At 60.1% G+C, this 26,940-nt stretch carries 25 protein-coding genes; 5 read left to right on the top strand and 20 right to left on the bottom strand.

What is annotated here, in order from left to right; all coding sequences use genetic code 11:
* Window positions 1–100: 100 nt before the first annotated feature.
* From PPRO_RS08165 to PPRO_RS08080, 18 genes are all read right to left on the bottom strand, one after another.
* A complete protein-coding gene (locus PPRO_RS08165; protein ID WP_011735533.1) occupies window positions 101–1,012 on the bottom strand; it encodes an IPT/TIG domain-containing protein in 912 nt (303 codons plus the stop codon).
* 203 nt (window positions 1,013–1,215) lie between these two features.
* Window positions 1,216–2,295, bottom strand: coding sequence for an LPS export ABC transporter permease LptG (lptG, locus tag PPRO_RS08160; protein ID WP_011735532.1), 1,080 nt, complete (start codon window positions 2,293–2,295; stop codon window positions 1,216–1,218).
* A gap of 1 nt (window position 2,296) precedes the next feature.
* Entirely contained in the window at window positions 2,297–3,445 is a 1,149-nt protein-coding gene (lptF, locus tag PPRO_RS08155) for an LPS export ABC transporter permease LptF (RefSeq protein WP_011735531.1), read from the bottom strand.
* Window positions 3,446–3,706: 261 nt separating this feature from the next.
* Window positions 3,707–4,519, bottom strand: a complete 813-nt coding sequence (gene xthA, locus PPRO_RS08150; RefSeq protein WP_011735530.1) for an exodeoxyribonuclease III — start codon at window positions 4,517–4,519, stop codon at window positions 3,707–3,709.
* A 108-nt stretch (window positions 4,520–4,627) separates the two neighbouring features.
* A complete protein-coding gene (locus PPRO_RS08145) occupies window positions 4,628–6,019 on the bottom strand; it encodes an NADH-quinone oxidoreductase subunit N (protein ID WP_011735529.1) in 1,392 nt (463 codons plus the stop codon).
* Window positions 6,009–7,613 carry a complex I subunit 4 family protein gene (locus tag PPRO_RS08140; RefSeq protein WP_011735528.1) on the bottom strand — a complete coding sequence of 535 codons (1,605 nt, stop codon included), beginning with the start codon at window positions 7,611–7,613 and terminating at the stop codon, window positions 6,009–6,011. The genes PPRO_RS08145 and PPRO_RS08140 overlap by 11 nt, the downstream gene beginning before the upstream one ends.
* Window positions 7,606–9,525 carry an NADH-quinone oxidoreductase subunit L gene (gene nuoL / locus PPRO_RS08135; RefSeq protein WP_011734583.1) on the bottom strand — a complete coding sequence of 640 codons (1,920 nt, stop codon included), beginning with the start codon at window positions 9,523–9,525 and terminating at the stop codon, window positions 7,606–7,608. Before nuoL ends, PPRO_RS08140 begins: the two co-directional genes overlap by 8 nt.
* 3 nt (window positions 9,526–9,528) lie before the next feature.
* Window positions 9,529–9,831 carry an NADH-quinone oxidoreductase subunit NuoK gene (nuoK, locus tag PPRO_RS08130; protein WP_011734582.1) on the bottom strand — a complete coding sequence of 101 codons (303 nt, stop codon included), beginning with the start codon at window positions 9,829–9,831 and terminating at the stop codon, window positions 9,529–9,531.
* Window positions 9,831–10,325 carry an NADH-quinone oxidoreductase subunit J family protein gene (locus tag PPRO_RS19450; RefSeq protein ID WP_011734581.1) on the bottom strand — a complete coding sequence of 165 codons (495 nt, stop codon included), beginning with the start codon at window positions 10,323–10,325 and terminating at the stop codon, window positions 9,831–9,833. Before PPRO_RS19450 ends, nuoK begins: the two co-directional genes overlap by 1 nt.
* Window positions 10,322–10,882: a 4Fe-4S dicluster domain-containing protein gene (locus PPRO_RS08120; RefSeq protein WP_011734580.1), complete on the bottom strand. Its 561-nt coding sequence runs from the start codon at window positions 10,880–10,882 to the stop codon at window positions 10,322–10,324. The genes PPRO_RS19450 and PPRO_RS08120 overlap by 4 nt, the downstream gene beginning before the upstream one ends.
* Window position 10,883: 1 nt before the next feature.
* On the bottom strand, window positions 10,884–12,053 hold the full coding sequence (locus tag PPRO_RS08115; protein WP_011734579.1) for a complex I subunit 1/NuoH family protein: 1,170 nt from the start codon (window positions 12,051–12,053) through the stop codon (window positions 10,884–10,886).
* Window positions 12,050–13,456: a 2Fe-2S iron-sulfur cluster-binding protein gene (locus PPRO_RS08110; protein ID WP_011734578.1), complete on the bottom strand. Its 1,407-nt coding sequence runs from the start codon at window positions 13,454–13,456 to the stop codon at window positions 12,050–12,052. The genes PPRO_RS08115 and PPRO_RS08110 overlap by 4 nt, the downstream gene beginning before the upstream one ends.
* A gap of 7 nt (window positions 13,457–13,463) precedes the next feature.
* A complete protein-coding gene (gene nuoF / locus PPRO_RS08105; RefSeq protein ID WP_011734577.1) occupies window positions 13,464–14,747 on the bottom strand; it encodes an NADH-quinone oxidoreductase subunit NuoF in 1,284 nt (427 codons plus the stop codon).
* Window positions 14,744–15,208, bottom strand: a complete 465-nt coding sequence (locus PPRO_RS08100; protein ID WP_011734576.1) for an NADH-quinone oxidoreductase subunit NuoE family protein — start codon at window positions 15,206–15,208, stop codon at window positions 14,744–14,746. Before PPRO_RS08100 ends, nuoF begins: the two co-directional genes overlap by 4 nt.
* A complete protein-coding gene (gene nuoD, locus PPRO_RS08095; RefSeq protein ID WP_011734575.1) occupies window positions 15,205–16,416 on the bottom strand; it encodes an NADH dehydrogenase (quinone) subunit D in 1,212 nt (403 codons plus the stop codon). Before nuoD ends, PPRO_RS08100 begins: the two co-directional genes overlap by 4 nt.
* A 9-nt stretch (window positions 16,417–16,425) precedes the next feature.
* Complete coding sequence (locus PPRO_RS08090; RefSeq protein ID WP_011734574.1) at window positions 16,426–16,890, bottom strand: NADH-quinone oxidoreductase subunit C; 465 nt, start codon at window positions 16,888–16,890, stop codon at window positions 16,426–16,428.
* A gap of 198 nt (window positions 16,891–17,088) precedes the next feature.
* Complete coding sequence (nuoB, locus tag PPRO_RS08085) at window positions 17,089–17,580, bottom strand: NADH-quinone oxidoreductase subunit NuoB (protein ID WP_011734573.1); 492 nt, start codon at window positions 17,578–17,580, stop codon at window positions 17,089–17,091.
* On the bottom strand, window positions 17,571–17,942 hold the full coding sequence (locus PPRO_RS08080) for an NADH-quinone oxidoreductase subunit A (protein ID WP_011734572.1): 372 nt from the start codon (window positions 17,940–17,942) through the stop codon (window positions 17,571–17,573). Before PPRO_RS08080 ends, nuoB begins: the two co-directional genes overlap by 10 nt.
* Window positions 17,943–18,391: 449 nt before the next feature.
* Here PPRO_RS08080 and PPRO_RS08075 point away from each other — a divergent pair, with 449 nt between their 5' ends.
* The 4 genes from PPRO_RS08075 (at window position 18,392) to pcnB (ending at window position 23,967) form a co-directional block, all read left to right on the top strand.
* Entirely contained in the window at window positions 18,392–20,719 is a 2,328-nt protein-coding gene (locus PPRO_RS08075) for an ABC transporter substrate binding protein (RefSeq protein WP_011735527.1), read from the top strand.
* Window positions 20,720–20,896: 177 nt separating this feature from the next.
* The gene (locus PPRO_RS08070) at window positions 20,897–21,340 is read left to right on the top strand and encodes an NfeD family protein (RefSeq protein WP_011735526.1); all 444 of its coding nucleotides are present in this window, start codon (window positions 20,897–20,899) and stop codon (window positions 21,338–21,340) included.
* Between the two features lie 9 nt (window positions 21,341–21,349).
* Window positions 21,350–22,204 (top strand): SPFH domain-containing protein, encoded by an 855-nt coding sequence (locus PPRO_RS08065; RefSeq protein ID WP_011735525.1) that lies wholly within the window; start codon window positions 21,350–21,352, stop codon window positions 22,202–22,204.
* A 395-nt stretch (window positions 22,205–22,599) separates the two neighbouring features.
* A complete protein-coding gene (pcnB, locus tag PPRO_RS08060; RefSeq protein ID WP_011735523.1) occupies window positions 22,600–23,967 on the top strand; it encodes a polynucleotide adenylyltransferase PcnB in 1,368 nt (455 codons plus the stop codon).
* Between the two features lie 149 nt (window positions 23,968–24,116).
* On the opposite strand, the gene PPRO_RS08055 is transcribed toward pcnB, so the two are convergent.
* Window positions 24,117–24,704, bottom strand: a complete 588-nt coding sequence (locus tag PPRO_RS08055; RefSeq protein ID WP_011735522.1) for a cob(I)yrinic acid a,c-diamide adenosyltransferase — start codon at window positions 24,702–24,704, stop codon at window positions 24,117–24,119.
* Window positions 24,705–25,057: 353 nt separating this feature from the next.
* Between PPRO_RS08055 and PPRO_RS08050 the strand changes: the two genes are divergently transcribed.
* A complete protein-coding gene (locus PPRO_RS08050; RefSeq protein ID WP_011735521.1) occupies window positions 25,058–25,879 on the top strand; it encodes a mechanosensitive ion channel family protein in 822 nt (273 codons plus the stop codon).
* 239 nt (window positions 25,880–26,118) lie between these two features.
* On the opposite strand, the gene kdsA is transcribed toward PPRO_RS08050, so the two are convergent.
* On the bottom strand, window positions 26,119–26,937 hold the full coding sequence (kdsA, locus tag PPRO_RS08045; RefSeq protein ID WP_011735520.1) for a 3-deoxy-8-phosphooctulonate synthase: 819 nt from the start codon (window positions 26,935–26,937) through the stop codon (window positions 26,119–26,121).
* Window positions 26,938–26,940: the final 3 nt, after the last annotated feature.

Below are 26,940 nucleotides of genomic sequence, written 5' to 3'. Positions count from 1 at the left end.
GCCGACTCCGACAAGCCACATGCGCGGGCTCACGTCAGGGGTGGTTAATTTTCTTGGAGATGCAGTGCACTGCGTTTCCGCAGAGGATACCGGCAGAGCGTCACGGCGCTGTCACGTTCACCACCTGACTCGCCTCGTCGTCCGGGTTGACCACCTGGATGCGCAACTCCTTGCTGGTGGACGAATAGGGATGGCGCTGATAAATCAGTTTGCCGCAGTCACCATAGATCAACCGCTCCCGGTTTCCGTTACCCACCCCCACTTTTCCACCGATGCGCTGTCCATCCACATAGATCGACGCTCCCTGCTGGAAGTTCTTCCCCTCGATGATCAGTTCGTAGTAGTTGACGTGCTCGCTTCCCATGGTGACCTGGCTGATCTCCGGCCTGGTTTCGATGGTCAGTGCCATGGGCTGGGAGAGGGAATCGGGCGGATTCTTGACCACGATTTGATGCAGGCCTCCCGATACCGCTGGAACAGTGAAGGAGATGGCCTCGGGGGAGACGAACCTGCTCCTGATGCCGGCGCCGTCGAAGAGCAGCAGAGAGCTTTCGGTGAAGCTGCGTCCCTGGGCCAGCACCTCACGCTCCCTCCCCTGGGAGCAGGCGCCGATCTGGTCGGGAGAGAGCCCGCTCAGCACGGGACGCAGCGGCAGGATGGAAAAGTTATAGGGACGGCTGCTGACGCCATCCGCCCGCTTCAGGTAGAGCACATACAGGCCAGGCTGCAGCCGGGCAGGCACGGTGAATTCCACCAGCTTCCCGTCGCTGACCCTGGCGGGAATCTCCACGCTGCCCAGAAACGCGCTGATCTCGCTACCAAAGCCCGATCCGCTCATCAGCACCCTCCCCCCCGGTTCGGCCTGGGCAGGTATGATGCTGAGGATGCTGATGGCAGGGCTGCCTGTGGGGGCGGTCGCGGAAGCCATACGTCGGGGGCGTTCGGCAGCAAGCGCCGTGGTTGTCAGGGGAAGAGCCAGGAGAACAAGCAGAACGAAAAATGCGCGTATCATTGTCCCTCTCCTTTGAAGCTGAACATGGAAGAGCCGCATCCAGTGCAAAGCGCGGCACCGGACCGGTTCCGATCTTTCAGTGTAGCAGAAATCCTCCGCCCCCACTTCAAACCATCGGCAGAGCTCCCCACAATGGCAGAAGAGCAGTGAGCAAACAGACAGGGGTGCCATAGAGCAAGACAGCCGGGATGCAAGAAGGATGATCAGTTCCTGATGCTCATGGTCAGCCAGAGGCCGCCCAGGATGAACAGGAAGTTGGCGCCCCAGGCAGCCACCAGCGGCGGCAGGACGCCGCTGCGGCCATAGGAGAGCAGCACGGCGTTGACCACGAAGTAGGCAAAGCCGATGGTCACGCTGGCCCCGACTCCCATGGCCACTCCCCCGGATCTGCTCCCCCGCAGGGCAAAGGGGATGCCGAGGATGACCATGACCAGGGCCGAAAGGGGCGCCGCGAACTTGGTGTGCATCATGGTCCGGTACTTGAAGTCCTCATAGCCCCCCTTGCGCAGATTGTCCGCATATTCCCGCAACTTGCCGAAACTGAGGTTATCGGCGTTCTTGTCCAGCACCCGCAGGTCGTCGACTTTCAGGTTCAGATCGATGGAGCGGGTGGGAAGTTTCCTGACCACAACTCCCTCTCCCGCGGTGAACTCCTTCAGCTCCACCCCGCGCAACAGCCAGCTCTCACCCCGCAATTCCGCGCTTTCAGCATCCAGGCGGCTGAGCGGGTTCGTGTACTGATCGAGGCTCCAGACGACAACCCCTCTGAGAACCTGGCTTCGCGGGTCAAAGAGCCGGGCCTGCATGATCCGGTTATCCGACCTGAACCAGATGTTGTTCCTCTTGAAAACCGCGCTCCCCGCCTGTTTCTTGATGTCGACCCTCTCGATGCGGGACATGCGCTCATAGCTGTCGGGAACAATCAGCTCGGCATTGACCAAGAGCAGCAGACTCACCCCTCCGCCCAGCAGCAGCATGGGCAGCGAGATGCGCGGCAGGCTGATGCCGCAGCTGCGCATGGCGACGATCTCGCTGCTGCGGGTGAGCAGGCCCAGAGTCAGCAGGGTCGCCATCAGCACGGAGAAGGCGGCTGTCTGGCCGATCATCTCCGGCAGCTTCCAGGCAAAGAAACGAGCGATATCCACCAGGGCGCCCTGTACGCGCAGAAAGCGGGGAATCCGCTCCATCATGTCCAGCACCAGATAGATGGAGAGGAAACTCCCCTGGCAGAGCAGCAGCAGCCGCAGCCAGGTCATGGCAATATACCGGTCGATGATCGTCATATCAGGGACTCCTGCGCAGCAGACCGCGCAGCTTTTCCACGGAAGGAAGCGTGAGACTCCGCTCCTGGGAGGCCAGCCTGAGCAGCACCCAGCCCAGCACCAGAAAGACCATGTTGGGAATCCAGAGTGCCAGTGGTGCGGGGAAACTGCCCTTTTCCGCCATGGTGCCCAACAGGGACAGCAGGATGTAGTAGGCCAGCAGGACCCCGATGCTGATGGCAAAGCCGAAGGACCTGGCCGAGCGGCGGTTCTGCAGTCCCAGCGGCACGGCCAGCACGGCAAAGACCAGCGAGGCGAAGGGGAGCGCGAAGCGGCTGTGCATCTCCGTCGCCATCTTCTTGCGCAGTTTCGGCTGCGTGGAGGGACTGGCGATGGAGCGGTGCAGTTCCGTCACGGTCATCTCCCGCGGGGCGCGGGTAACGGTGTCCGTGCCGCCAGGAGCAGCGATGTTCATGACATACTCGGCGAAATGAATCAGCCGGTACTCCCCCCCCCTCCCCTGGGCGTGAATACTGCCGCTCCTCAGAATCAGCCGGACATCACGGGGATTTGCGCCCCCCGCCACCAGGCCGCTGGAGGCGAAGATGGTCAGGGGACGGGAAGCGTTGCGCTCATCGTTGATGACCACACCGGAAAGGGTGTGGCGCTCTTCATCGTAATGATCGGTATAGAGCACGATGCCGGGGATGTCGTCCCAGAAAACCTTCTCCCTGATGGTGGAGGAGACGTTCTGGCTGAGCATGTCGAAGCTCATGGCGGCAAAGGCGCGATTTCCCCACGGCACCCCCACCACCCCGGCATACAGGCCCAGCGTGGCTGCCACCAGGGCGCAGAGCAGAACCGGCGGCATGATCTGCACAAGGCTGATGCCGCAGGCCTTCATGACCGTTATCTCGCTGTCCGCGGAGAGGCGGCCGAAGGTGAGCAGCACCGCCAGCAGGAATGCCATGGGGATGGTGTAGACCAGAAAGGACGGCATCAGGCAGATGATCATCCGGCCCATGTCAGCCAGTGCAACGCCGCGGGAGATGACCATCTCGGTCAGCTTGATCATGCGTCCCATCAGCAGTACCAGCGTGAAGATGCCCAGCCCCAAAAGGAACAGGCTGGTGATCTCACGGATGATGGAGAGGTAGAGGGTGCGTTTCATGGGGGGCAATGATACATGAGTGGCAATGGGGTGTAAAGGAAACAGGCATGCCCCACGAAGCGACAGACGCAGCGGAGCAAAGCGCACGTTTCAAGGTTCGAGGAAGGGATCGTGGACAGGTGCTACTGCAGGGGGATGTGGAATAGAACGGCAGCCACGGCCAGCCCGCCCATGACGAGCCCTACCGAACAGCACGCTCAGCCGTGCAGCGTTCAGGCAGCCAGACTTCCCGCCTGCCTGTTTCATTCAGCTACCGCCCCTCTACTCAATCTCCACCCACACCGGACAGTGGTCAGAGGGTTTCGCCATGGAGCGGATGTCGTAATCGATGCCCGCCGCGCGGCAGCGCGCAAGCAGAGATCGGGTGAGCAGGATGTGGTCGATGCGCAGTCCTCGTTTGGGCTCCCCCTCGAAACCGCGGCTACGGTAATCGAACCAGCTGAAGCGGTCCGCCACTGCGGGGTTGAGTTCGCGGAAGGAGTCGTGCAGTCCCCACTCTATCAGGCACTCAAACCAGAGTCGCTCCTCGGGGAGGAAACAGCACTTGCCGCTCTTCAGCCAGCGCTTGACATTATCGGTGCCGATACCAAGGTCCATATCCCGGGGAGCCACGTTGAAATCGCCCAGCACCACCAGGGGGGTGGCGGGATCGCACTCCCCTTGCAGGTGACCGAGCAGTTCGGCGTAGAAGCGCTGCTTTGCCGGGAACTTGACAGCATGGTCGCGGTTCTCACCCTGGGGGAAGTAGCCGTTGATCACCCGCACCGGCGTTCCGTCACTTAAGGGTATGGTTGCGGCGATGAAGCGCTTCTGGGCCTCGTCCCCATCGCCCGGCAGTCCTAACTGCACGTCCTGAAGAGGGAGGCGCGAAAGCAACGCCACTCCGTAGTGGGTCTTCTGGCCATGGAAGACAACGTGGTACCCCAGCGACTGGACAGCATCCACGGGAAACTCCTCGTCCCGCACCTTGGTCTCCTGCAGGGCGATGATCTCAGGTCGCTGGGCATTGATCAGCGCCTCCAGTTGGTGGAGGCGCGAGCGCAGGCCATTGACGTTAAAGGACACAATTTTCATTCGTTTTCACCCACCCTCTTGACGTTCAAAAACAGCGCCCCTGTCCGCACGTTGATTCGGACAGGGGCGCTGTGTGTTTCACAGGCTCTCTACGAATAGCTGCAGTGCCTACAATCCCGTCATCACCCAGTGGAAGATATTGGGGAGCAGCATGAACAGTGCCAGGGCCAGGGTACCCAGGAGCGCTCCGCCCCAGGTCCAGCAGAGGCAGGTGGCGTTGGCTGGCTGCTCCACGGTTTCGGCGTCGGAGCGGAACATCCGCAGCACCACGCCCAGGTAGAAGAAGGTGCCGATGTAGCTGGCAACGAAGGCCAGGACGGCGACGGTCAGGTGACCGGAGGCGATGACGGTCTTGAAGACGAAGAACTTGGCCAGGAAGCCTGGCAGCGGCGGGATGCCGGCCAGGGAGAGTACGCACAGGGAAAGCAGGATGGCGGCCACCGGCTTCTTCCTGAAGATGCCGTTCAGGTTGTCCAGGTTGTCGTCCTCGCCGCTCAAGATGCTGAAGCAGGCGCAGGCGGTGATGGTGGTGACGGCGTAGACGGCCACGTAGTACAGAAGCGCCTCGGTTCTGGCTCCGGTGTTGTCAACCAGGGCGAACATCATGTAGCCGGCGTGGGAGATGGAGGAGTAGGCCAGCATCTTCTTGAAGGCGGTCTGGTGGATGGCGGTGATGTTGCCGTAGAACATGGAGAGCATGGAGAGGAGCGCAATCACGGTGACCGCTTCCGGGTTGAGTACGGCGTTGCCCAGGATGCGCACCAGGCCCAGCACCACGGCGGCCTTGACGATGGAGGCCAGGAAAGCCGTTACCGGCAGACGGGCGCTGGAGTAGGCGTCGGGTGCCCAGCCGTGGAAGGGGAACACGGAGGCTTTCAGGAAGAAGCCAGAGAGGATCATGACGCTGGCGGCCAGGTTCTGCACGCCGCCGGTGGCGACGGCTGCGGTGAAGGAACTGATGTTCAGGTTGCCGGTAGAGCCGTACACCAAGGAGAGTCCGAACAGGACCAGTGCCGTGGCCACGGAGGAGAGCAGGAGATACTTGATGGAGCCTTCGGAGGCGGTTGATTTGCCGTTATTCAGGACCATCAGGGCGAAGCCGGGGAGCGAGAGGATCTCGATGCCCATGAAGAGCGAGATGAAGCCGGCGCTGTCCAGGATGATCATGGCGCCCAGAAGCGATGAGGCGATGAGGATCCAGTATTTGTGCCCCGCTTCGCTGGAGAGGGAGTAGACCCCCAGGATGGCGCCGCAGCTTACGATGATCAGGCGGCCGATCTCGGAGAAGCGGTCGATGCGGATCTCATTCATGACGATGTCGGCAGTGTACCCGGTTTGAAGCTGCATGACCAGGACGCCGGCGCCGGCCAGGAGCGAGGCGATGAACAGGGCGCTGCCGGCACGCTTGTCAACGCTGAGTATCTCCAGCAGCATGAGGACCAGGATCAGGCCCAAGAGGATGTGTTCCGGCAGAAGGCCGTACAGAAGATCAGTGGCCATTGGCGCCTCCCTTGACAGATGGTGTGGGCGCCGCGGGTGACGCCGCCGGTTGTGCCGCCGCCGGTTGGATCTGGGCGTTTGCCGGCTGGGTGCCAAGCGCGCTTACCGCGGTGGTTACCTTGTTCATGATCGGCATGGGGTTGACGCCGATCCAGATGATCATGACAAGCAGCGGGATGAAGCCGATCCCTTCCATGAGGCTCATGTCCTTGACCCCTACCCCCTCTTTGGTCTGGCCGTAGAGGATGGCCCGGCCGAAGCGCAGCATGTAGGTTGCGCCAAGCACCATGCCGGTGGAGGCCAGAAGCACGCTGGTGAGCATGGTGGCTCCCTGGTTGGCCTGCAGGGCGGCGATGCCCTGCTGGAAGGCGCCGAACAGGATCAGGAATTCGGAGGTGAAGCCGCTGGTCAAGGGCAGCGCGACGGAGGCCAGGATGAAGAGCATGAGCATGACCGCAAGCCTTGGCGCATGGGTGGAAAGGGCGGTCAGGTTCAGGTACTCCCTGCCCAGGCGCAGTTCCAGAAGTCCCAGGAGCAGGAACAGGCCGGCAACGGCGACGCCGTGGCTCAAGATCTGGAACAGGGCACCGTGGATGGCGGCCTGGTGGAAGCTGAAGATGCCCAGGACGATGTAGCCCATGTGGGACAGGGACGAGAAGGCGACCAGCTTCTTGAAGTCGGTCTGTTTCAGGGCGATGATGGCGCCGTAGAGGATGCTGATCACGGCAAAGAGCATGACCGTGGGTCCGAAGGCCCGGGCAACGTCGGGGCACAAGGGTAAGGCCAGTTTGATGATGCCGAAGGCGCCCATCTTGGACAGGGCGCCGGCCATGAGGGCGGTGCCTGCCGGAGGAGCTTCGTAATAGGCCAAGGGCAGCCAGGAGTGGAACGGGAACAGCGGGCACTTGATGGCGCAGGCCAGCATGACGGCGATGAAGACGAACAGCTGCGTGTTCCAGTCAAGTTTCAGGGCCATGAGATGTGCGAATTCGAAGTTCCAGGCACCTGTCTGGTTCAGGCTCTCCATGCCCATCATGATGACGGCGGCCAGAAAGAGGATACTGCCTGCCATGGTGTACATGAAGAAGGTGAAGGCGGCGGAGCGCTTGTTCTCACCGCCAAAGGCAAGGACGATGATGAACATGGGGATCAGGACCACTTCCCAGAAGACGAAGAAGAGCATCAGGTTCTGGGCCAGGAAGGTGCCGAGAAGGGTCGCCTCCAGGAAGAGCGCCATGGCGACAAACAGGTTGTTCTGGGTCTCCGGCCGTTTCCAGCAGCAGCCCAGCACCACCGGGAAGAGCAGTCCGGTGAGAAGCAGCAGGTAGATGTTCAGGCCATCCACGGCCAGGTGGAAGTTGATGCCAAGGCTCCCCACCCAGGGGATGTTCAGGTCAAGCAGGGAGGCGGGCAGGCAGGGGGTGCCGAAGCCGGCGAAGATGCCGCCTGCCATGACCAGCACAGCCAGCATGCAGAGCATGCCCCACATGCGGGCGATTTTACCGTTTTCGCTTGCGGGCAGAAACGGTACGGCCAGGGCGCCCACCAGCGGCAGGCAGAACAGGGCGAGGATTAGAAGACCGTTGCTAGGCATTGGCCACCCCCCACCAGATGATCAGGGCCAGCCCGGCCAGGGCGTAGAGCACATAGGCCTGGACGTTGCCGCTCTGCATGCGGGAGAGGAGGTTGGCGCTGTAGCGCGCTGTGGCTCCTGCTTTGACGATGGTGACGTAGTTCAAGAGTTTCTCCGCTATGTTGTAGAGTACTGAGTCCGATAGCGTGTCCAGGGATTTGACGATGACTTTCTCGTAGATGGCGTCGAAGTAGTATCCCTGGCTGATGGTAGTGTAGATGCAGCCGGCTTTCTTCTTGATGGCTTCGGGCAGGGCCGGGTTCAGGCCGTAGAAGACCCATGCCAGGAAGATGCCGCCCAGGGCGATGGCGATGGAGATACCCATGAACATGAGTTCGGTCTGGTGGGTGACGCCCGCTTTCAGGGCGTGGTGACCGAAGACCGGTTCAAGGAAGCTGAAGAAGGGGGAGCCGAAGCCAAACTTGTCGGCCAGTACCTGGGGCAGGCCGATGAAGCCGGCAGCGACGGAGCTTACGCCTAAGATGATCAGGACGATGGCCATGCTGAAGGGGGGCTCGTGGATGCCGTGTTTCAGTTTCGCGGGCACGTTGTCTTGACCAAAGAAGGTCATGATGATGGCCCGGAACATGTAGAAGGAGGTCATGCCGGCGGCGACTGCGCCCACCAGCCACAGGGCGGTGGAGCCGCCGTGGGCCGAGGCAAAGGCGCTCCAGAGGATCTCGTCCTTGGAGAAGAAGCCGGCAAAGGGGGGCACGCCGCACAGGGCCAGGCTGCCCGCCAGGAAGGTGACAAAGGTGAGGGGCATCTTCTTGGCCAGGCCGCCCATTTTCCTCATGTCTTCTTCGCCGTGCAGGGCGTGCAGGACGGCGCCGGCGCCGAGGAACAGGCAGGCTTTGAAGAAGGCATGGCTGTACAGGTGGAACATGGCGGCGGAGAAGGAGCCCAGGCCGCAGGCCATGAACATGTAGCCGATCTGGCTCATGGTGGAGTAGGCCAGCACTTTCTTCAGGTTGTACTGGGTGAGACCCATGGTGGCGCCCACAAAGGCGGTGAGTGCCCCGCCCCACATGACGACCTGCATGGCGCCGGGGGCCTGCAAGAGGACACCGTTCATGCGGGAGAGGAGATACACGCCGGCGGTGACCATGGTGGCGGCGTGGATCAGGGCCGAGACCGGGGTGGGGCCGGCCATGGCGTCGGGCAGCCAGACATGGAGCGGAATCTGGGCCGATTTGCCGCAGGCGCCGATCAAGAGCAGGATCCCGATCAGGTTCATGGTGGAGACCGGAAGCCCGGCCGTACCGAAGTAGGCGTTTATCCCCTGGAAGTCAAGGGTGTGGGAGTAGGAGAAGATCAGAAGCGCGGCCAGGACAAAGCCGGTGTCGCCTACGCGGTTGACGATGAAGGCTTTCATGCCGGCGGCGGATTTCTCGTCGTCCTGGTACCAGAAGCCGATGAGCAGGTAGGAGGCCAGACCCACCCCTTCCCAGCCGGCGAAGAGCATGATCATGTTCTTGCCCAGGACCAGCATGAGCATGAAGAACAAAAACAGGTTCAGGTACGCGAAGTAGCGCGGCTGGTCTTCGTCATGGGACATGTAGCCCACGGAGTACAGGTGGATCAGGGTACCGACCCCGGTGACCACCAGGCACATGACGGCGGAGGCCTGGTCCAGGTAGAAGGCCACGTCCACGTTGAGCGGATCCAGGGCCACCCAGGTGTAGAGGGTCTCGGCTATGGGCTGGCCCGTGGCGACGAGGCTACTGTACAGGACCAGCGTGACCAGGAAGGAGAGCGCAGGCAGCCCGCAGGCGATGGTGGAGACCACCCAGCGGGGAAGACGGTTGCCGAAGAGGCCGTTGAACAAAAAGCCCAACAACGGCAGGAGCGGTATGAGCGTCAGTTTGATCATTGCCTACCCTTTCAGTTCCTGGTGTGCGCCCAGATCCAGTGAACCGCGGCGTTTGACAAGCAGTACGACGATGGCCATGGCCAGGGCGATTTCGCAGGATGCGGCGACGTAGATGAAGAAGGTCATGGCGATGCCCGGCAGGGTCTGGCTTCTGACGGCGAAGCCGACGAAGCTTAACACAACGGCGTTGAGCAGGATTTCCAGGCACATCATGACCACCAGCAGGTTGCGGCGAAGGACGACTCCCAGAAGACCCAGGGAGAAGATGAGTCCCGCAAGGGTAGTCAGGAATTGATACCGATCCATTAGAGCCCCTCCTTGACCGCGGTCCAGGCGGCGACGACGCCGATCAGGAGCAGCACGGTGGCAAGTTCGAAGTGAAACCAGTAGTACTTCATGAACGAAAGCGAAAAGGCGGCGAAGGTGAAGGGGTCGACGGCCGGCGCGGCAGCGGCGGGCTGCGCGGGCAGGTAGCCGATGGCGGCCCAGACAACGGCGGCGAAGCCCAAGCCAACCACGACAGCCGGGACGATCTTCCGGGCATAGGGGTGGCGGTAGGAGTCGTCGCGGTCGTCAAGCAGCATGATGGTGTAGACCATGAAGACCATGACGGCGCCGACGTAGATCAGGACCTGGAACATGGCGATGACATGGGCGCCAAGGGCGGCGTAGATGCCGGCAAGGCAGATCATGTGGCTGACCAGGGCCAGGGCGCAGCGCATGGGCTGACGCAGTGTCAGGACCAGAGCGGCGAAGATGACCGCCAGCAGACTGAAGAAGGCGATGAAGACGTCGATCACGGATGAACCTCCTGATGGGCCTGACCGGAGCCGGGGTAGCTCTTGGCCGCGTCACTCGCAGGCTGCCAGTTCATGAGCAGGTCCTGGGTGGCCCACATGTTCTCCCGGTCGAAGCCGGGGAAGTTGGGCGTGTCCTTGGACATGCGGATGGCGTCTTCGGGGCAGGCTTCGACACAGAAACCGCAGAAGATGCAGCGCGAGTAGTCGATCTCGAACCGGTCCGGGGACTTGGGGTGGAACGGGTCGTTAAAGTCGGCGGCGGACTGGATCTCGATGCAGTAGGCAGGGCAGACCGTGGCGCACATGTTGCACGATACGCACTGTACCTTGCCGTCGGCACGCGTGGTCAGGAGGTGCCGGCCCCGGTTGGCGCTGGAGTAGTCGGCCCGCAGTTCTTCCGGATAGTAGGCGGTTAAGGCACCCTTGCGGAAGGTGAGCCATTTCCACATGTTGCCGAAGAAGACCGATCCGGTGATGCAGAGCCCGCGGATCACCTCGAAGATGTAGAGGCGATCCCACAGATCCATGGTTGGCTTATTCCAGTACTCTTTCTTCATATCATCCTTTCAGCGTGAACCAGCGGACACATGCCGTGGCAACGAGGTTCAGGGCGGCCAGGGGAAGCAGGAACTTCCAGCCGAATCGCATGAGCTGGTCATAGCGGAAACGGGGCACGGACCAGCGAATCTGGATCTGGAAGCAGCCGATCAGGAATACCTTCACCAGGAAGGTGACTATCTGCACAAGGACAACAGTTGCATGGGACAGGGCGATGGTTTTGCCCATGGGGAGCACGAACCCGGCGTCGGTTAAGTACGGCAGGTTGTAGCCGCCCAGAAAGACGGTGACCAGAAGCGCCGAGACGACGACGATCTCGATGAATTCACTGAGCATGAAGATACCCATCTTCATGGCGGTGTATTCGGTGAAGTAGCCGGAAACCAGTTCCGATTCACATTCCGGAAGGTCGAAGGGGACGCGTTTGTTCTCGGCGATGCAGGCGGTGAGGAACAGCACAAAGGCCAGGGGCTGCAGGATGATGCCCCAGGCGGGAAGTACGCCGAAGAGCAGGCCCGACTGCCAGACCACCATGTCGTTGAGATCCAGGGTGCCGTAGGTGACCACCAGGCTGATTAAAGCCAGACCCATGGAGACTTCGTAGGAGATCATCTGCGAGGCGGCGCGGGCGGCGCCCAGCAGGGAGAATTTGTTGTTGGAGGACCAGCCGGCCAGCATGGTGCCCAGGATGCCGATGCCGGAGATGGCCAGGATCACCAGGATGCCGGCGTCAAGTCGGGCTACCTGCATGACATAGCTCTTGTCCCCGAAGAAGTTGACCATGATCTGGGAGAGCTGGGGGAAGCTGGCCGGGTCGATCAGTTTGCCCGGGACAAGCGTCCCGCCGAAGGGGATGGCGGAGAAGACCAGGAGCACCGGGGCGAGGGCCAGCCAGGGGGCCAGGTTGTAGCAGAAGCGGTCGTAGGTGGTGGGGGTGAAGTTCTCCTTTAAGAGCATCTTGCTGCCGTCGGCGATACCGTGGATGAGGCCCCAGGCAACGATCTTGACGTTGGTGAAGGGGATGCGCAGGTAGCAGCGGTTGGCGCCGATGCGGTCGGCCATGATGGCCGACTGCTTGCGCTCCACCCAGGTGAAGATGGTGGCGACGCCGGCCATGACGGCGATGGCGTAGCCCATGAAGATGAGGTAGACGATCAGGTCCTGTATCATGCGAGCCTCCCGAACAGTTCGCCGGCATGCTGGACCAGCTCCGGTTTGTCGAACACTTTGTCAAAACAGTTCGCCGTGCCTTCGAAGTTGGTGAAGCTCCCGCTCCGCTCCATGAAGGTGGAGATGGGGATCAGGATGTCGGCGTTTTTGTCCTGGGCGTTCTCAAAGGAGGACAGCTGGATGACGGTGGCGCTGCCCAGGTCGGAGAGTCTGACCCCTTCGCCCCAGACGATGACCAGGTCGTGGCCGGCCTGGCTGTAGGCCTGGCTACCGAACAGGTCTGCCACGCCTCTGCTGTTGGGGTTCTTGTCACCCTTGATCAGGACGTTGTCTTCGACGATCTCCCCTTTCTCGGGGCCTGCGTCCTGGCGGGTGTAGACGGTGAAGCGCTCGCCCAGGTGCTGTTTGAAGGCGGCCAGCTCTTCGTTGGAGGCCCACGCCGAGACCAGGATGGCCGGGCTCGATGCCTGGGAGATGAGCCGTTTGGCTTCGCCGATGGTTTCTTCCAGGCCGACGAAGGCGCCGTGCACCAGGGGACGCAGCGCCCTGGGGCGTTTCATGAGTTCTTTGGGCAGGTCGAAGCCTTTGTTGCAGATCCAGGGACCGTTGATCTCCGGGTTGTCGCACGGCGTGACCCTATAGACCATGCGGTTTTTCTCTTCGCCCAGGGCGCGCAGATGCCAGTGGTGGGCCCGTTTCCAGATGTTGATGCTGCAGCCCCTGGCGCAGCCGGGACAGACGGAACGAACCGGCTCCAGGTACCAGACCCGGCTCTTGTAGAGGAAGTCGCGGGAGAGGAGCGCTCCCACGGGACAGATGGTGGTGACGTTGTCCGAGTAGGGGTCGTCGAAGGTCCCCTGGTCCAGGCGCTCGACCCGGGAGTGGCTGCCCCGCTCGACGATGCCCAACTGGAAGGAGCCGGAGACTTCGCGGGTGAAGCGCACGCAGCGGCTGCAGAGGATGCAGCGCTCGGCGTCGTAGACGATCCTGTCGGAGAGGTCGTAGAACTTGGGCTTGTGGTGCTTGGCATCGATGTTGAACGGTTCATCCGCCCCGTACTTCATCTGGTATTCCTGCAGCCGGCACTCGCCCGCCTTGTCGCAGATGCCGCAGTCCACCGGGTGGTTTAAGGTGATGAACTGCATGACGGCACGCCGGGCGGCCCGAACCGGTTCGCTGTCCGTTTCGATCTCCATTCCCGGGGTGATGGGCAGGTTGCAGGCCGGCATGAGTTTGGGACGACCGTTGACCTGCACCAGGCAGATGCGGCAGTTACCGGCGATGGAGAGGCAGGGGTGATAGCAGAGGTGGGGAATATGGATGCCGTGCCTGAGCGCCGCTTCCATTACGGTTTCGCCTTCCTGCGTCTCGATGACTTGGTTGTCGATCTTTAGTTCAATCATGGCGCCTTCAGATTTCCAAACGACCGTCGTTCATGGAACGACCGTGTTCGATGTAGTAGTCGAATTCCGCTCTGAATTTCGTGATGAAGTTTATGACCGGCATGGAGGCGGCGTCGCCCAGGGCGCAGACGGTGTTGCCCATGATGCCCTTGGTGATCCGCTCCAGACTCTCCAGGTCTCCCTTGACTCCCTTGCCAGCTACGATGCGGCTGATGATGTCGTTCATCCAGGCGCTTCCCTCGCGGCAGGGGGTGCACTGGCCGCAGGATTCGTGGGCGTAGAAGCGGCTTAGCGTGTGCAGCAGTCTGACCATGCAGACCCCTTCGGCGATGACGATGACCCCGCCGGAACCGAGCATGGTGCGGTAGGTGGAGAGGCATTCGGCATCCAGGTTGGCGGTCTCCACGTCTTGGGGCAAGAGAATCGGGGTGGAGGAGCCGCCCGGGATGACGGCTTTGAGCTCTTTGCCGTTCAGGATTCCGCCGCACTCCTCGAAGATCAGTTTCTTTAAGGGGTAGCCCAGGGGAAGTTCATACAGGCCCGGTTTTTTGACGTGGCCGGAGACGCCGAAGATCTTGGTGCCGGGGTGCTTCTCGGTGCCCATGGCGCTAAAGGCCTTGGCGCCGTTGGTCATGATCCAGGGAACGTTGGCCAAGGTCTCCACGTTGTTGACGACGGTGGGGGCTTTGTAGAGGCCCTGCACGGCCGGGAAGGGCGGCTTGTTGCGCGGGTAGCCCTTGAAGCCTTCGATGGATGTATAAAGGCTGGATTCCTCGCCGCAGACGTAGGCGCCGCCACCCTGCATGACCCGGATGTCGCAGGAGAAGGAGCTGCCCAGGATGTTCTCGCCCAGGTAGCCGGCTTTGTAGGCCTCACTCATGGCGTCCATGAGCCTTCTGAAGGAGAGGTCGAATTCACCCCTGATGTAGATGAAGGCGTTTCTGACGTTAAGCGCGTAGGCGGCCAGGATCATCCCTTCGATGAGCTGGTGGGAGTTGTGCTCGAAGATCCAGCGGTCTTTGAAGGTGCCCGGCTCCCCTTCGTCGGCGTTGCAGCAGAGGTAGACGACGGGGGCCTTCTTGTTGACGAAGGACCATTTGCTGCCGGTGGGGAAGCCGGCGCCGCCGCGGCCACGAAGACCCGATGCCATGACTTCCTTCTCCACGTCGATGGGCTGCAGGGTCTTGAGGGCGTTCTCAAGGGCCTGGTAGCCGCCACGCCCCTGGTACGCTTTAAGCGTATGGGAGTCGGCGGTTACGGGGAAATTGAAGAAGATTCTCTCGCTTGTCATGAAAGCCCCTTCAAGATCTGATCGATTTTTGCTTCGGTCAGTTGCTCGTGATAGGTGTCGTCGATCTGCATGACCGGGGCGGTGCCGCAGGAGGCCAGGCATTCGACGAGAAGCAGGGTGAAACGGCCGTCAGCGGTGGTCTCGCCCGGTTTGATACCCAGTTTCTGGGAGAGGTGGTCGATGATCCGCTCGGCGCCCATGAGGGAGCAGGCGATGTTGCGGCAGACCTTGATGACGTGCGTGCCCACCGGGTGGCGGTAGAACATGGTGTACCAGGTGAGCGCTTCTTTGACCTGCATGGCCGGAAGACCCAGGTAGTTGGCGATGAAGACGGCGTCGCTCTCGCCAAGGCTCTTCTTCTCGTCCAGCATGATCCTTAAGAAAGGCATGACCAGGGAGGAGTTCAGCTCCTTGGGGTAGGTGGCGCGCAATTGGGCGAATTTCTCTTCTATACAGCTCATCGGTCACACTCCCCGCCGATCATGTTCATGGAGCCGAAGGTGGCGATGACGTCGGCGACTTGATATCCCTCCAGCAGGGTGTGCATGCCACCCATGTGCGCGAAGCTGGGACTTCTGACATGCAGTTTGTAGGGACGGCCGCTGCCGTCGCTGATCAGGTAGAAGCCGAGCTCGCCGTTGGGCGCTTCGTGGCTTACGTAGATTTCGCCGGCAGGTACCTGGATGCCGTCGATGACCAGTTTGAAGTGGCTGATCAGGTATTCGATCTTGGTGTAGACCTTGTCTTTGGTGGGATACATGATCCGGCGGTCGTCGATGTTGACCGGGCCGTCGGGAAGTTTCTTCATGCACTGCCTGACCATGGAGATTGATTCGTCGATCTCGCGCATGCGCACGTAGTAACGGTCGTAGTTGTCCCCCTTGATACCGACGGGGACTTCGAAGTCAAGGTCGGCATAGGCGAGATACGGGTTGTCTTTCCTGATGTCGATCTTGGCGCCGGTGGAGCGCAGGATCGGGCCGGTGTAGCCCCAGTTGAGCGCGTGCTCGGGACTCATGGCGCCCACGTCGCGGGTACGGTCGATGAAGATGCGGTTACGGTCCAGAAGCCCGTGGATGCGGCCGCAGTACTTCTCGGTGAACTGCAGGATCTCTTCCAGCCGCTCCAGCCAGCCGTCGGGCAGGTCGTTCTTTAAGCCGCCGACACGGGCAAAGGAGTAGGTGAGGCGCGCGCCGGTGAGCTGATTCAAGTGCTCGAAGATATAGTCGCGGATGGTCATCAGGTACAAAAACGCGGTCATGGCGCCCATTTCCATGACAGTGGCAGCAACGCAGGTGACGTGGTCGGCGACCCGGTTGTATTCGGCCAGGAGCGTGCGCAGGTAGATGCAGCGCGGCGTGAGTTCGATGCCTAAGAGTTTCTCCACACCTTCCACGTAGGCGAAGTTGTTGTTCAGGGCCGAGCAGTAGTTCAAACGGTCGGTGAAGGGGATGATCTTGTGGTAGGTGTGGTGCTCCGATTCCTTCTCGAAGCCACGGTGCAGGTAGCCGCAGTGGATGTCGGCTTTGGCGACTCTCTCTCCGTCCAGGGCGGCGATGATCTGTATGGTGCCGTGGGTGGCCGGATGGGAGGGACCCATGTTGACCAGAACATGGTTCGGGTCGGCGGTCTGTTCCAGGTTTGATCGTACCGGGGATTTGTATTCCACGCTGTTCACCTATTTCCGATATTCGACGATGGGTTGTTCCCTGTCGATGGGGTAGTCTTTACGCAGGGGATGGCCTTCGAACCCTTCGTACAAAAGGATCGGACGAAGGTCGTCGTTGCCGATGGAGACGATGCCGTACATCTCGTGCACTTCGCGCTCGATGTAGCGGGCCGAACCGTACAGGCCGGTTAGGGTCGGGACGTTGGGCTCGGCTTCCGTGACCGGTACCTTGATCCTGACCCGCACGTTGTTGCGCGGGCTGTACAGGTGGTAGACGACGTCGAAGCGAGGGTCCCGCTCGGGATAGTCCACGCCGGTTATGTCCAGAAGAAGATCGAAGTAGAAGGAGCGCTTCAGGCGGGTGATCAGGGGAAGGATACGGCCGGCGTCGGTCTCAAGGACCAGCATGCCGTGACTGTCCCAGGATCGATCGTACAACTCACTGACGGTGGTGCGTATTGTCTCGTTGACCATGGAGTTCTCTCTTACTGTCAGGAAAGAATGACTTCACAAAAGCAAAATGGAACGCGGATCCGTTTAACCGGGTAAAACAATTACGCACACGAAGTCACGAAGTTCACGAAGAAAACCTGACGAACAAACAGAAGGCTCTAACCGCGTGTTTGCTTTCTTCGTGGCTTCGTGTGAGATAATGTTACTCGCTTCCCGGAATCAGACCGGGACCGGGTTCTGTTTCTCGTACGGGAAGATCGGGTGGCGCTCGCCGGCTATCTTGTCCTGCAGTTTCATGATGGCGTCGATGACCATCTCGGGGCGCGGCGGGCAGCCGGGGATGTAGATATCCACCGGGATGATCCGGTCCACACCCTGAAGCACGGTGTAGTTGCGATAGACACCACCACTGGTGGCGCAGGCGCCAAACGCCATGACCCATTTGGGATCGCACATCTGGTCGTAGACTCTTTTAATGACCGGGGCTTCCTTGTGGGTGATGGTGCCGACTACCATCAAAAGGTCGGACTGACGGGGGGTAAAGCGGGGAAGCGCGGCACCGAAACGGTCGGTGTCGTACAGGGTGGAGGCAACGGCCATGAATTCCATGCCGCAGCAGGCGGTGACGAAGGGATAGGGAAAAATACTGAACTTGCGGACCCAGCCGATCAGTTCGTCCTTACGGGTTGTCAGATACTCCATCATCGCCATTCAAGACCACCTTCCTTCCAGATATAGATGAATGCCAAAGAAAGCACGCCCATGAAAAACAGAAACGAGAACAACGAGAGCGTGGCCATGTCGCGGTTGCCGGCGGATACCGCCCAGATGAACAGAAGCACGGCTTCCAGATCGAACAGAAGAAAAAAGATGGCGATGGGGTAGTACTTGATGGACAGCGGACGGACGTTGCGCTGTTGCAGGGGGTTGGAACCGCACTCGAACGGCTCCAGCTTGATGGCGCTCGGCTCGCTGCGCGGACCAAGGAGCGCGTTCAGACCGACAATCAAACCGACAAAACCGACCGACGCCAGAAGAAACAGAAAAAACGAAAAGTACGGGCTCATATCCATATCAGTCACTCATCCTTGCCGTTTAAATCTCAGCCCCGACACAAACCGCACAAAAAAGAAATGCGGTTTCAGCGATCACAAAAAAACAAAGAAAACACCAGCCAAAAAGCGGAAACAGTAATACACATTATCAACGGACAAGTCAAGAGTAACGGCAGCATTTTTTAACCAGAATAGAAATGCCGCAACCGGCAAAAAACAGCAGCACGACAGCACAACAGCTTAAATCCGTTGATATTGCTCCATTTATCACCGCCGCCTCAAACGCAGGTCAAAACCGGTTTCACTCTCACTTAACAGAGAGCTAAGACTCCTCAAATACTTGGTATACTTGTTTCCATGCGGTAAAACGCTGCTTCCAGCCACCATCCGCTCCCCGCGAGCCGCCGCGAGTACATTGCGTACGTTCTCGTACCTGTCGCGATTCCACATTCACAGGAGAGGATCACATGCCCCGCCCCCTCCACCGTTGGCCCCTTCTCGAAGCCGCCCCATCCCCCCCCTCTCCTTCCCTGCATCAATCGCCAGGACAACGGGCAGGCGCCCTGATACTCCTTGTGGCCGTCATCATGATGATCGCCCTGCCCTGCGCCGCCTCGGCACAGGAGACTCAGCACAGGCAGGTGCTGGTGCTGCACTCGTACCACAAGGGCTTCAAATGGACCGACGACATCAGCCAGGGCATAGCATCCAGCCTGAACGAACAGGGGATCAAGACCAGGATCCACTACGAGTATATGGATACCAAGCGAGTGTCCGGTCCCCGCTATACCGGGTTGCTGCGCGAGACCTACCGCCTGAAATTCAGCGCCATGAAATTCCGGGTGATCATCGCATCGGACAACGACGCCTTCGACTTTCTGCTCTCCTACCGCGACGACCTGTTTCCCGGAACGCCGGTGGTATTCTGCGGGGTCAATGACTTCGAGCCGTCCCAATTGCACGGCACGCGGCTCTTCACCGGTGTCAACGAGTCGGCCGACCTGGCAGCCACCTTCGACCTGGCCCTGAGACTCCACCCCTCGGTCAGGAGAATTGTCGTCATCAACGACACCACGACCACCGGTCGCATCATGCATCGCAAGATCGTATCCCTGATCCCCTCCCTCCGCAGACGCGTGGAGCTGACCTTTCTGGAAGCCGTGACCATCCCCGAGATCAGGGAAGAATTGGCAAAGCTTGAGAGCGACAGCCTGGTGTTCTTTACCCTCTTCTTTCAGGACAGCAAAGGACGGTTTCTGGAGTATGACGAGGCCATCTCGCTGCTCGCGCCCCTTTGCCCAGTCCCCATCTACGGAGTATGGGATTTCTACCTGGGCAACGGCATCGTGGGGGGCATGCTGACCAGCGGCTTTTCCCAGGGGAAGGCAGCCGCAAGAATCGCGGGGCGCATCCTGGAGGGTGAAGCTCCCCAGCGCATCCCGGTGGTGATGAAGAGCCCCAACAGCTTCATGTTCGACTACCAGCAACTGTCCAGGTTCCACATTCCCCGATCCGCCCTGCCGAAGGGCAGCATTATCATCAACAGTCCCGCCTCCCGCTACTCCGTGCCGCGCAGCGTCTTCTGGGGTGCGGTTGCCGCCCTGGTCGGTTCGGCCCTGATCATCCTGTTTCTGACCTACAACACCATACGACGCATGAGGGCCGAGGAACGCAGCCGGCGCCTGGCGGCAATCGTCGACTCATCCGATGACGCAATCATCGGCAAGACGCCGGACGGCGTCATTACCAGCTGGAACAGGGGCGCCGCGAACAAGTTCGGCTATGGAGAGGAAGAGATGCTCGGCAAGTCAGTCACCCTTCTGGTTCCTCCCGAACAGCGGGACAACGTGCTTCGCGTCCACGAGAAGATCCGCCGCGGCGAGCATGTGGAACATTTTGAAACCGTACACATGAGAAAGAATGGCGAACGAATCCACATGTCCCTCACCTTCTCGCCGGTGACCGACAGCCAGGGGCGGGTCATCGCCGTCTCCACCATCGGGCGCGACATCTCCGAGCGTAAGAGAGCCGAACAGCTGCTGCTGGAAAACGCTCTGATCAATAGGGAACTGGAAATTGCCCAGCAGATCCAGCAGTCCTTTCTGCAGGAGTGTCCCCAGGAACTACCCGGACTGCTCATGGCATGCCGCTGCGAACCAGCCGCCAAGGTGGGGGGTGACTACTACGACCTGTTCACCCCCCGGGAGGGGCTGGTGGATTGCGTCATCGCCGACATCACCGGCCACAGCGTCGGTTCGGCCCTGCTGATGACAGAAACCCGCAGCGTCCTCCAGGCCGAGGTAACCCCCGGACGCACACCGGGACAACTGCTGGCCGAGGTGAACAACCTGCTGTACAACGACCTGTCACGTGCGGAGATGCAGTTGAGTATGTTCTATGCGCGCATCGACACGCCCAACCAGAGGCTCTCCTACGCCAACGCGGGACACTGCCGTCCGCTCCTGTACCATTCCCGTGGCAAATCGGTGCAGGAACTTGATGCCGACGGCCTGATCCTGGGAATCAGGCGGGGTGTCTGCTTTGAAGAAGCCAGCATCGAGGTGGAAGCAGGGGATGTGCTGCTACTGTACACGGACGGTGTCATTGAAGCGGAACGAGATCGGGGAGAGTTCTTCGGCAGCGACCGACTGAGCCGACTGCTCACGGAGCAGCATGAACGGCATCCGCGGGAGATTATCGATAAAATCCTGGCCGAGGTGACCCGTTTTACCAGGACCAGGGTACGAGCCGATGACATCGCCCTGTTCGTGGTCACATTCACCCCGGATGCCTGACCAGTGTATCGGCCGTTCCTCTCGTAGCAGAGACGTTCGCGGCGTGCCCGTTCAACGTCTGCAGCGCTCCCCTCCCCTTTTCTGGGCGTTCTATTCGGGGATTTGCGCACAGGCGCTCGCGCTTTTGGAAAAAGTACTCTATAGTATCTGGCACAATCCACACAAGGGGACGGATACATGCACTTCGAATGGTGGTACTGGATCATCGCGGGATTTGTTCTGATCGGCCTGGAACTGATCGTTCCCTCGTTCACGATCATCTGGTTCGGCCTGGGCGCCCTGGTGGTCGGCCTTCTCAAGGCTGCCTGGCCCGGGTTTCCCGTAACCGGCCAGATTCTGCTCTGGAGCATCGCTTCGGTCTGCTTCACCACCCTCTGGTTCAAATATCTCAAACCCAGGAACAGAACCCATGCCGGCATGTCAAAGGAAGGCATCGTGGGCGAGACCGGCATCATCATCCGCGGAACCGACGACAGCTACGGCAAGGGGGTAGTCAGGTTCCGCATCTCCGTGCTGGGTGCCGACGAATGGAGTTGCTATTCGGAGCAGACCCTGCATGTGGGAGACAGCGTGCGGGTCACGGATATCGAAGGCCAGATTCTCAAAGTCACAAAAATCTAGGAGGACAGCATGCCAGGAGTGACCATCGTCATCGTACTGTTAGCCGTTGTGGCGGCAACGCTCTTCGCCGGAGTCAAGACCGTGCCCCAGGGGCAGGAGTGGGTAGTGGAGCGTTTGGGCAAGTATCACGTCACCCTCAAGCCGGGACTCAACTTCATTATTCCCTACATCGACACCGTGGCCTACAAGGTCTCCACCAAGGGGGACGTGCTCTCCGTGGGCGCCCAGGAGGTGATCACCAAGGACAACGCGGTGATCATCACCAACGCCATCGCCTTCATCAAGGTCACCGACCCGACCCGGGCCGTGTACGAGATCCAGAACTACGAGTATGCTATCCAGAACCTGGTCATGACCTCGCTGCGCGCCATCATCGGCCAGATGGATCTGAACAGCGCCCTCTCGGAACGGGAGCACATCAAGGCCCGCCTGCAGGACAACATCTCCAAGGAGGTGGCAAACTGGGGCATCTATGTGCAGTCGGTGGAGATCCAGGATATCAAACCCTCGGATTCCATGCAGAAGGCCATGGAGCAGCAGGCCAGCGCCGACCGCTTCAAGCAGGCCACCATACTGGAGGCAGAGGGAAAACGGGAGGCCACCATCCGTGAGGCTGAGGGGCGACTGGAGGCTGCCAAGCGCGAGGCTGAGGCCCAGGTTCGGCTGGCCCAGGCTTCGGCCAAGGCCATCAGCGACATCAGCATAGCCATCCAGGACAAGGACCTGCCGGCCGTGTTTCTGCTGGGCGACCGCTACCTCAGCACCATGCAGAAGATAGCCACCTCTCCCAACTCAAAGCTGGTTATCCTCCCCTCCGATCTTCCGGCCGCGGTGCGGGGCCTTATGGGCAAGGGCGAAAAGTAGGAAGGGTTACCGCAACCGTTTTTTGAAGTGTCGATCGTTATCATGTTGAAAAGAGCCCCGATTTTCGCCATAAATCGGGGCTCTTCCCTGTCCGGCGTCAGACGAATCACGTGGACAGATATCCGACGGACTCAATTGGTTACCTGGTGGTGGCACTCAACGGCTAAGGATTATCTGACGTTTTCCACGGATAAATGCTATAAACGCCTTGCGCGAGCAAAAAGGGAGCGCAGACCGTTAAACGGTATGGATTCTGGCATGCCCCATCTTTCCCCCATAACCTGGCCCCATGCAGAGGGAGGAAGCAGCATAGTATTTACGCCTCCGGAATTGCGGCCGATCAATAACAGCTCAAAGGCATGACAACACATGAATGCACTGGTGGCGATAACAGGATGAAAAAGAAAAAGAACTGCTCGGTGATCATCCCCCGGCAGGAGCATGAGATATCCCGTAAACTGGTGAGCCCGAACGCCCTGCGCACCCTCTACCGTTTGAAAGACAACGGCTTTATCGGCTATCTCGTGGGCGGCTGTGTGCGCGACCTCCTGCTCGGTCGAGAGCCGAAGGATTTCGACGTGGTAACCAATGCCACCCCTAACCAGGTGAAGCGGATATTCCGCAACTGCCGCCTTGTCGGGAGACGCTTTCGTCTTGCGCACATCCACTTCCAGGATGAGATCATCGAGGTGGCGACCTTTCGCTCCCCGGCTTCGGACGAGCCGGATCCCGCGCCGAAAAAACCAGACGAGACGGAGCAGCGACACCCGAGGATGTTGAAGGACGATGACGGCATGATCCTGCGGGACAATGTCTACGGCACCCCCGAAGAGGATGCCCTGCGCCGCGACTTCACCGTCAACTCGCTTGCCTACAATATTGCCGACTTCTCGATCATTGACTTCACCGGCGGCCTCGCCGACCTTAGTGCCGGCATCATTCGCACCATCGGCGATCCCGCCGTCCGTTTCCAGGAAGACCCGGTACGGATGCTGCGAGCGGTGCGCTTTGCCGCCCAGCTCGGCTTCACCATCGAGGAACAGACCCGGAAGGCGCTGGTCGCCGCCACGGATACCATTGTCAGGTCTGCGCCGCCCCGCCTCTACGAAGAGGTGCTCAAGCTGTTCCTCTCGGGAGAAGGAGCCAAGTGCTACGATCACCTCAGCCGGACCGGACTCTTTGCGGCGCTTTTCCCGGATTTTTCGAACTGGCTCGGCGTCGAAGGCGAGTGTTTTCCCCACACCCGCTTCGGGGAAATGCTCGCTCACGTCGATTCGCGCATCCAGCAGGGTCACAAAGTCTCCCCGCCACTTCTCCTGGCACTCCTTTTCGGCGAGTACATCGATGACAAGGCGGAGCGTTTTCGCCGCCAGAATATGCCTTGGCAGCAGAGCGTTAACGCCGCGGTCGCGGAGTTCATGGGCGAAACCTGCCCGATCGTCATGATCGCCAACCGAGTCGGGATCGCACTCCGCGACATCATCAGCCAGCAGATGCGCCTGAAAAAGATCCCCGGCCGTCGACCGGAGTCGCTCATCGCCCGTAACGATTTCAGTGATATCATCGAATACTGCCGGATCACCCGCGGCAACAGGAAGGATATCGTCAAACAGCTGGACTGGTGGGAAACTCGGGCAGGGCAGCTGCCTCAGACGCCGACGGCGGACGAACCTGCCGAAGAAACCGGGGCACCGCAACGAAAGAGAAAGAGACGCCGGCGACGACGAAACCCTGATGCGAAAAGCACGACGGAAGGGGCATAGCTGAAGGGGTGTCAAGGCAGGGGAGTGGCGGCGGCGAGAACAGCTCCTCGCACCGCTGTCCAGGTTATGTCGTGTGGCTCCAGGCAGCACGCCCCATCCTCATCTGGCGCTGGCCGGAACATCTGGTGTCAATACCGGCGGCACACTCCTCAGCATTCGATCCCCTTCCTGGCCTCCACGCCGCTGGCGTAATAATGCTTGGTCTCCCGCATCTCCGTAACCAGATCGGCCCGCGCCAGCAGCTCGGGACTGGCGCCCCTGCCGGTAAGCACAAGTTCCACCGAATCTTTTTTGCAATCAAGGACATCCCGCACCTGCTCCCAGCTCACGAGCCCGAAATGCAGCGCCACCACGATTTCGTCAAGAACCACCAGATCGTACTCGCCACTGCTAACCGCCTGCCTGGCCCTCTCCATCCCCTTGGCCACGATCTCCACATAGTCGCGGGGCGGTTTTCCCGGAGGGAAGACAACCACCCCCTCCCCCCACTTATCGATCTCCTCCTGGGGAACGCTCCCCTCCTCAACCACGAAGTACGGTTTGCCCATGGTTTCCAGGGTCAGATTGGGGGATATGGCCGGCATGATGTCATGTTCGCTGTAGACCCGTGATTTCATGAACTGCAGGAAGAGCACCCGCAACCCAGCGCCCAGCGCCCGTACCGCCAGTCCGATGGCCGCCGTCGTCTTCCCCTTTCCATTCCCCGTGTAGATCTGCACGTATCCCTTTTCCAGCATTGTTCTCCCCCTTTCCGATTCGCTATTCGAGCTTGCACCCGTGTGCCTCATACACTCAAGCCGAGAGCATAGCACTTCCGCCATGATTTGTACCAGGCCGGATGTGACATGCCGACCCCGCTCCCACAGGAGAGTAAAATGCAAACCACTCCGCCCTCATCGCCCCCTCCGTGGAGCCTTGCCATTGCAAGTAGTTGAATAAAAAAGAGAGAGGGTTTTGACAACGTCTCAATGACGGTTACACTAGTGAAAAGCTTGATACGTATTTCATGAAACAGAGGCACGTTTCACAATTGTCCGACAGCGCCTGGACTGGAAATCGGCGCATATGAGAATCCAAAGGAGGTTAGAGGATGGAAAACGTGAACAGGTACCAGGAACTTGCCGTAACCTACATCACGGCAATCGGCACCAAGATCATCGCCGCGCTTATCTTCTGGATCGTCGGCCGCTGGCTGATCGGACTGGTGGGACGCATGATGCAGCAGGCGTTTGAGAGACAGAAGCTGGATCCCAGCCTGATCCGTTACATCGGCAATTTCGTGGCCGTAACCCTGAACATCATCCTGGTTGTGGCCATCTTGGGATACTTCGGGGTCCAGACAACCACCTTCGCCGCCCTGGTGGCCGGCGTCGGCATCGCCGTCGGCGCGGCCTGGAGCGGCCTGCTTGCCAACCTGGCCGCAGGCATATTCCTGATCGTGCTGCGACCGTTCAAGGTGACCGATTTTGTAACCATCGGAGGCATTACCGGCACCATACAGGAGATCGGGCTCTTTACCACCAGCCTCAACACTCCGGACAACATTCTGACGATTATCGGCAATGGCAAGATCTTCGGCGATACGATCCAGAATTATACCCACAATCCCTTCCGCAGGGTGGAGCTGAAATGCCAGCTGGCGGGGAGCGCCGACCATCTGGCAGCCATGCAGCTCCTGCGTCAGAAGCTGGCGACAATCCCCAATGTCCTCAAGGAACCGGCTGTCGATGTGGAAATCCTGGAGTTCAATCTGGTGGGGCCGATGCTTGCCGTGCGTCCCTACTGCCACAACGACAACTACTGGCAGGTATACTTCGACGGTAATCGCACCATCCGCGAATCACTGACAGAGGCTGGTTTCCCGGCGCCCATGCCGGCCCAGGTAGTGCTGATGCAGAACCCTCAGGCATAACACGAGCTTTTAACGGATAACATAGTATTATCAGGCGGCAATCTCCACAGAATACCACAAGGCCTGTATCCGCCGACCATGGCGTCGGGATACAGGCCTTGTGGTATTTTCTCCATGGCAGTCGAGGCAAGGTTAGGCGTTCGATGAAAGTGGAGCCTGAGAGGATTATGATTCAGCAGAAACAGGATACCACTGTGGGCGATATCCTGTTCAATGAGAAGAGATCAAAAAAAACGGATCTATTTCACGACGGCATCAATGGCCTTAAGCGTAGCGAGCAGCGCCGGCAGGTCGTTCAGCGCGATGGAGTTGGGGCCGTCGCAGAGCGCCTTTTCCGGCTCCTCGTGAACCTCCATGAATATGCCGTCCACGCCGGCGGCAACCGCCGCGCGGGAGAGGAATTCCACGAATTCCCGCTGCCCACCGGAGCTTTCACCTTGTCCGCCAGGCAGTTGCACGCTGTGGGTGGCATCGAAGATCACCGGGTAGCCGCTGGCGCGCATGACAGGGAAGCTGCGCATATCCACCACCAGGTTGTTGTAGCCGAAGGAGGCACCCCGTTCAGTGAGGATGATGTTCTCGTTACCGCTGGAGGCAATTTTGGCAGCCACGTTCTTCATGTCCCAAGGAGCTAGAAATTGCCCTTTCTTGACATTGATCACCCGGCCGGTGGCGGCTGCAGCAATCAACAGATCGGTCTGGCGACAGAGGAAGGCCGGAATCTGCAAAACGTCCAGCACTTCGGCGGCGGGCGCCACCTGCTCTATGGAATGCACGTCGGAGAGCACTGCCAGGCCGAGGGATTCCTTGACTTTCCGCAGGATGCGCAGCCCCTCTCGCATGCCCGGACCGCGGTAGGCGCCGATGGAGGTGCGGTTGGCCTTGTCGTAGGAGGCCTTGAAGATCAGCGGCAGGGAAAGCGCGTTGCAGATGGTCATCAGGCGTTCGGCCTGACGCATGGTGGCCAACTCTGATTCGATCACGCAGGGGCCAGCCACCAGTGCCAACGGGCGTTTGGCACCGATTTTCACGCCGCCGATAACGATCTCGCGGGTCACGGG

Origin of the sequence: Pelobacter propionicus DSM 2379 (assembly GCF_000015045.1) — a bacterium.
GTDB lineage: Bacteria > Desulfobacterota > Desulfuromonadia > Geobacterales > Pseudopelobacteraceae > Pseudopelobacter > Pseudopelobacter propionicus.
The sequence above is the reverse complement of the archived record's forward strand: the minus strand, read 5'-3'. Positions and strand labels throughout refer to the sequence as shown.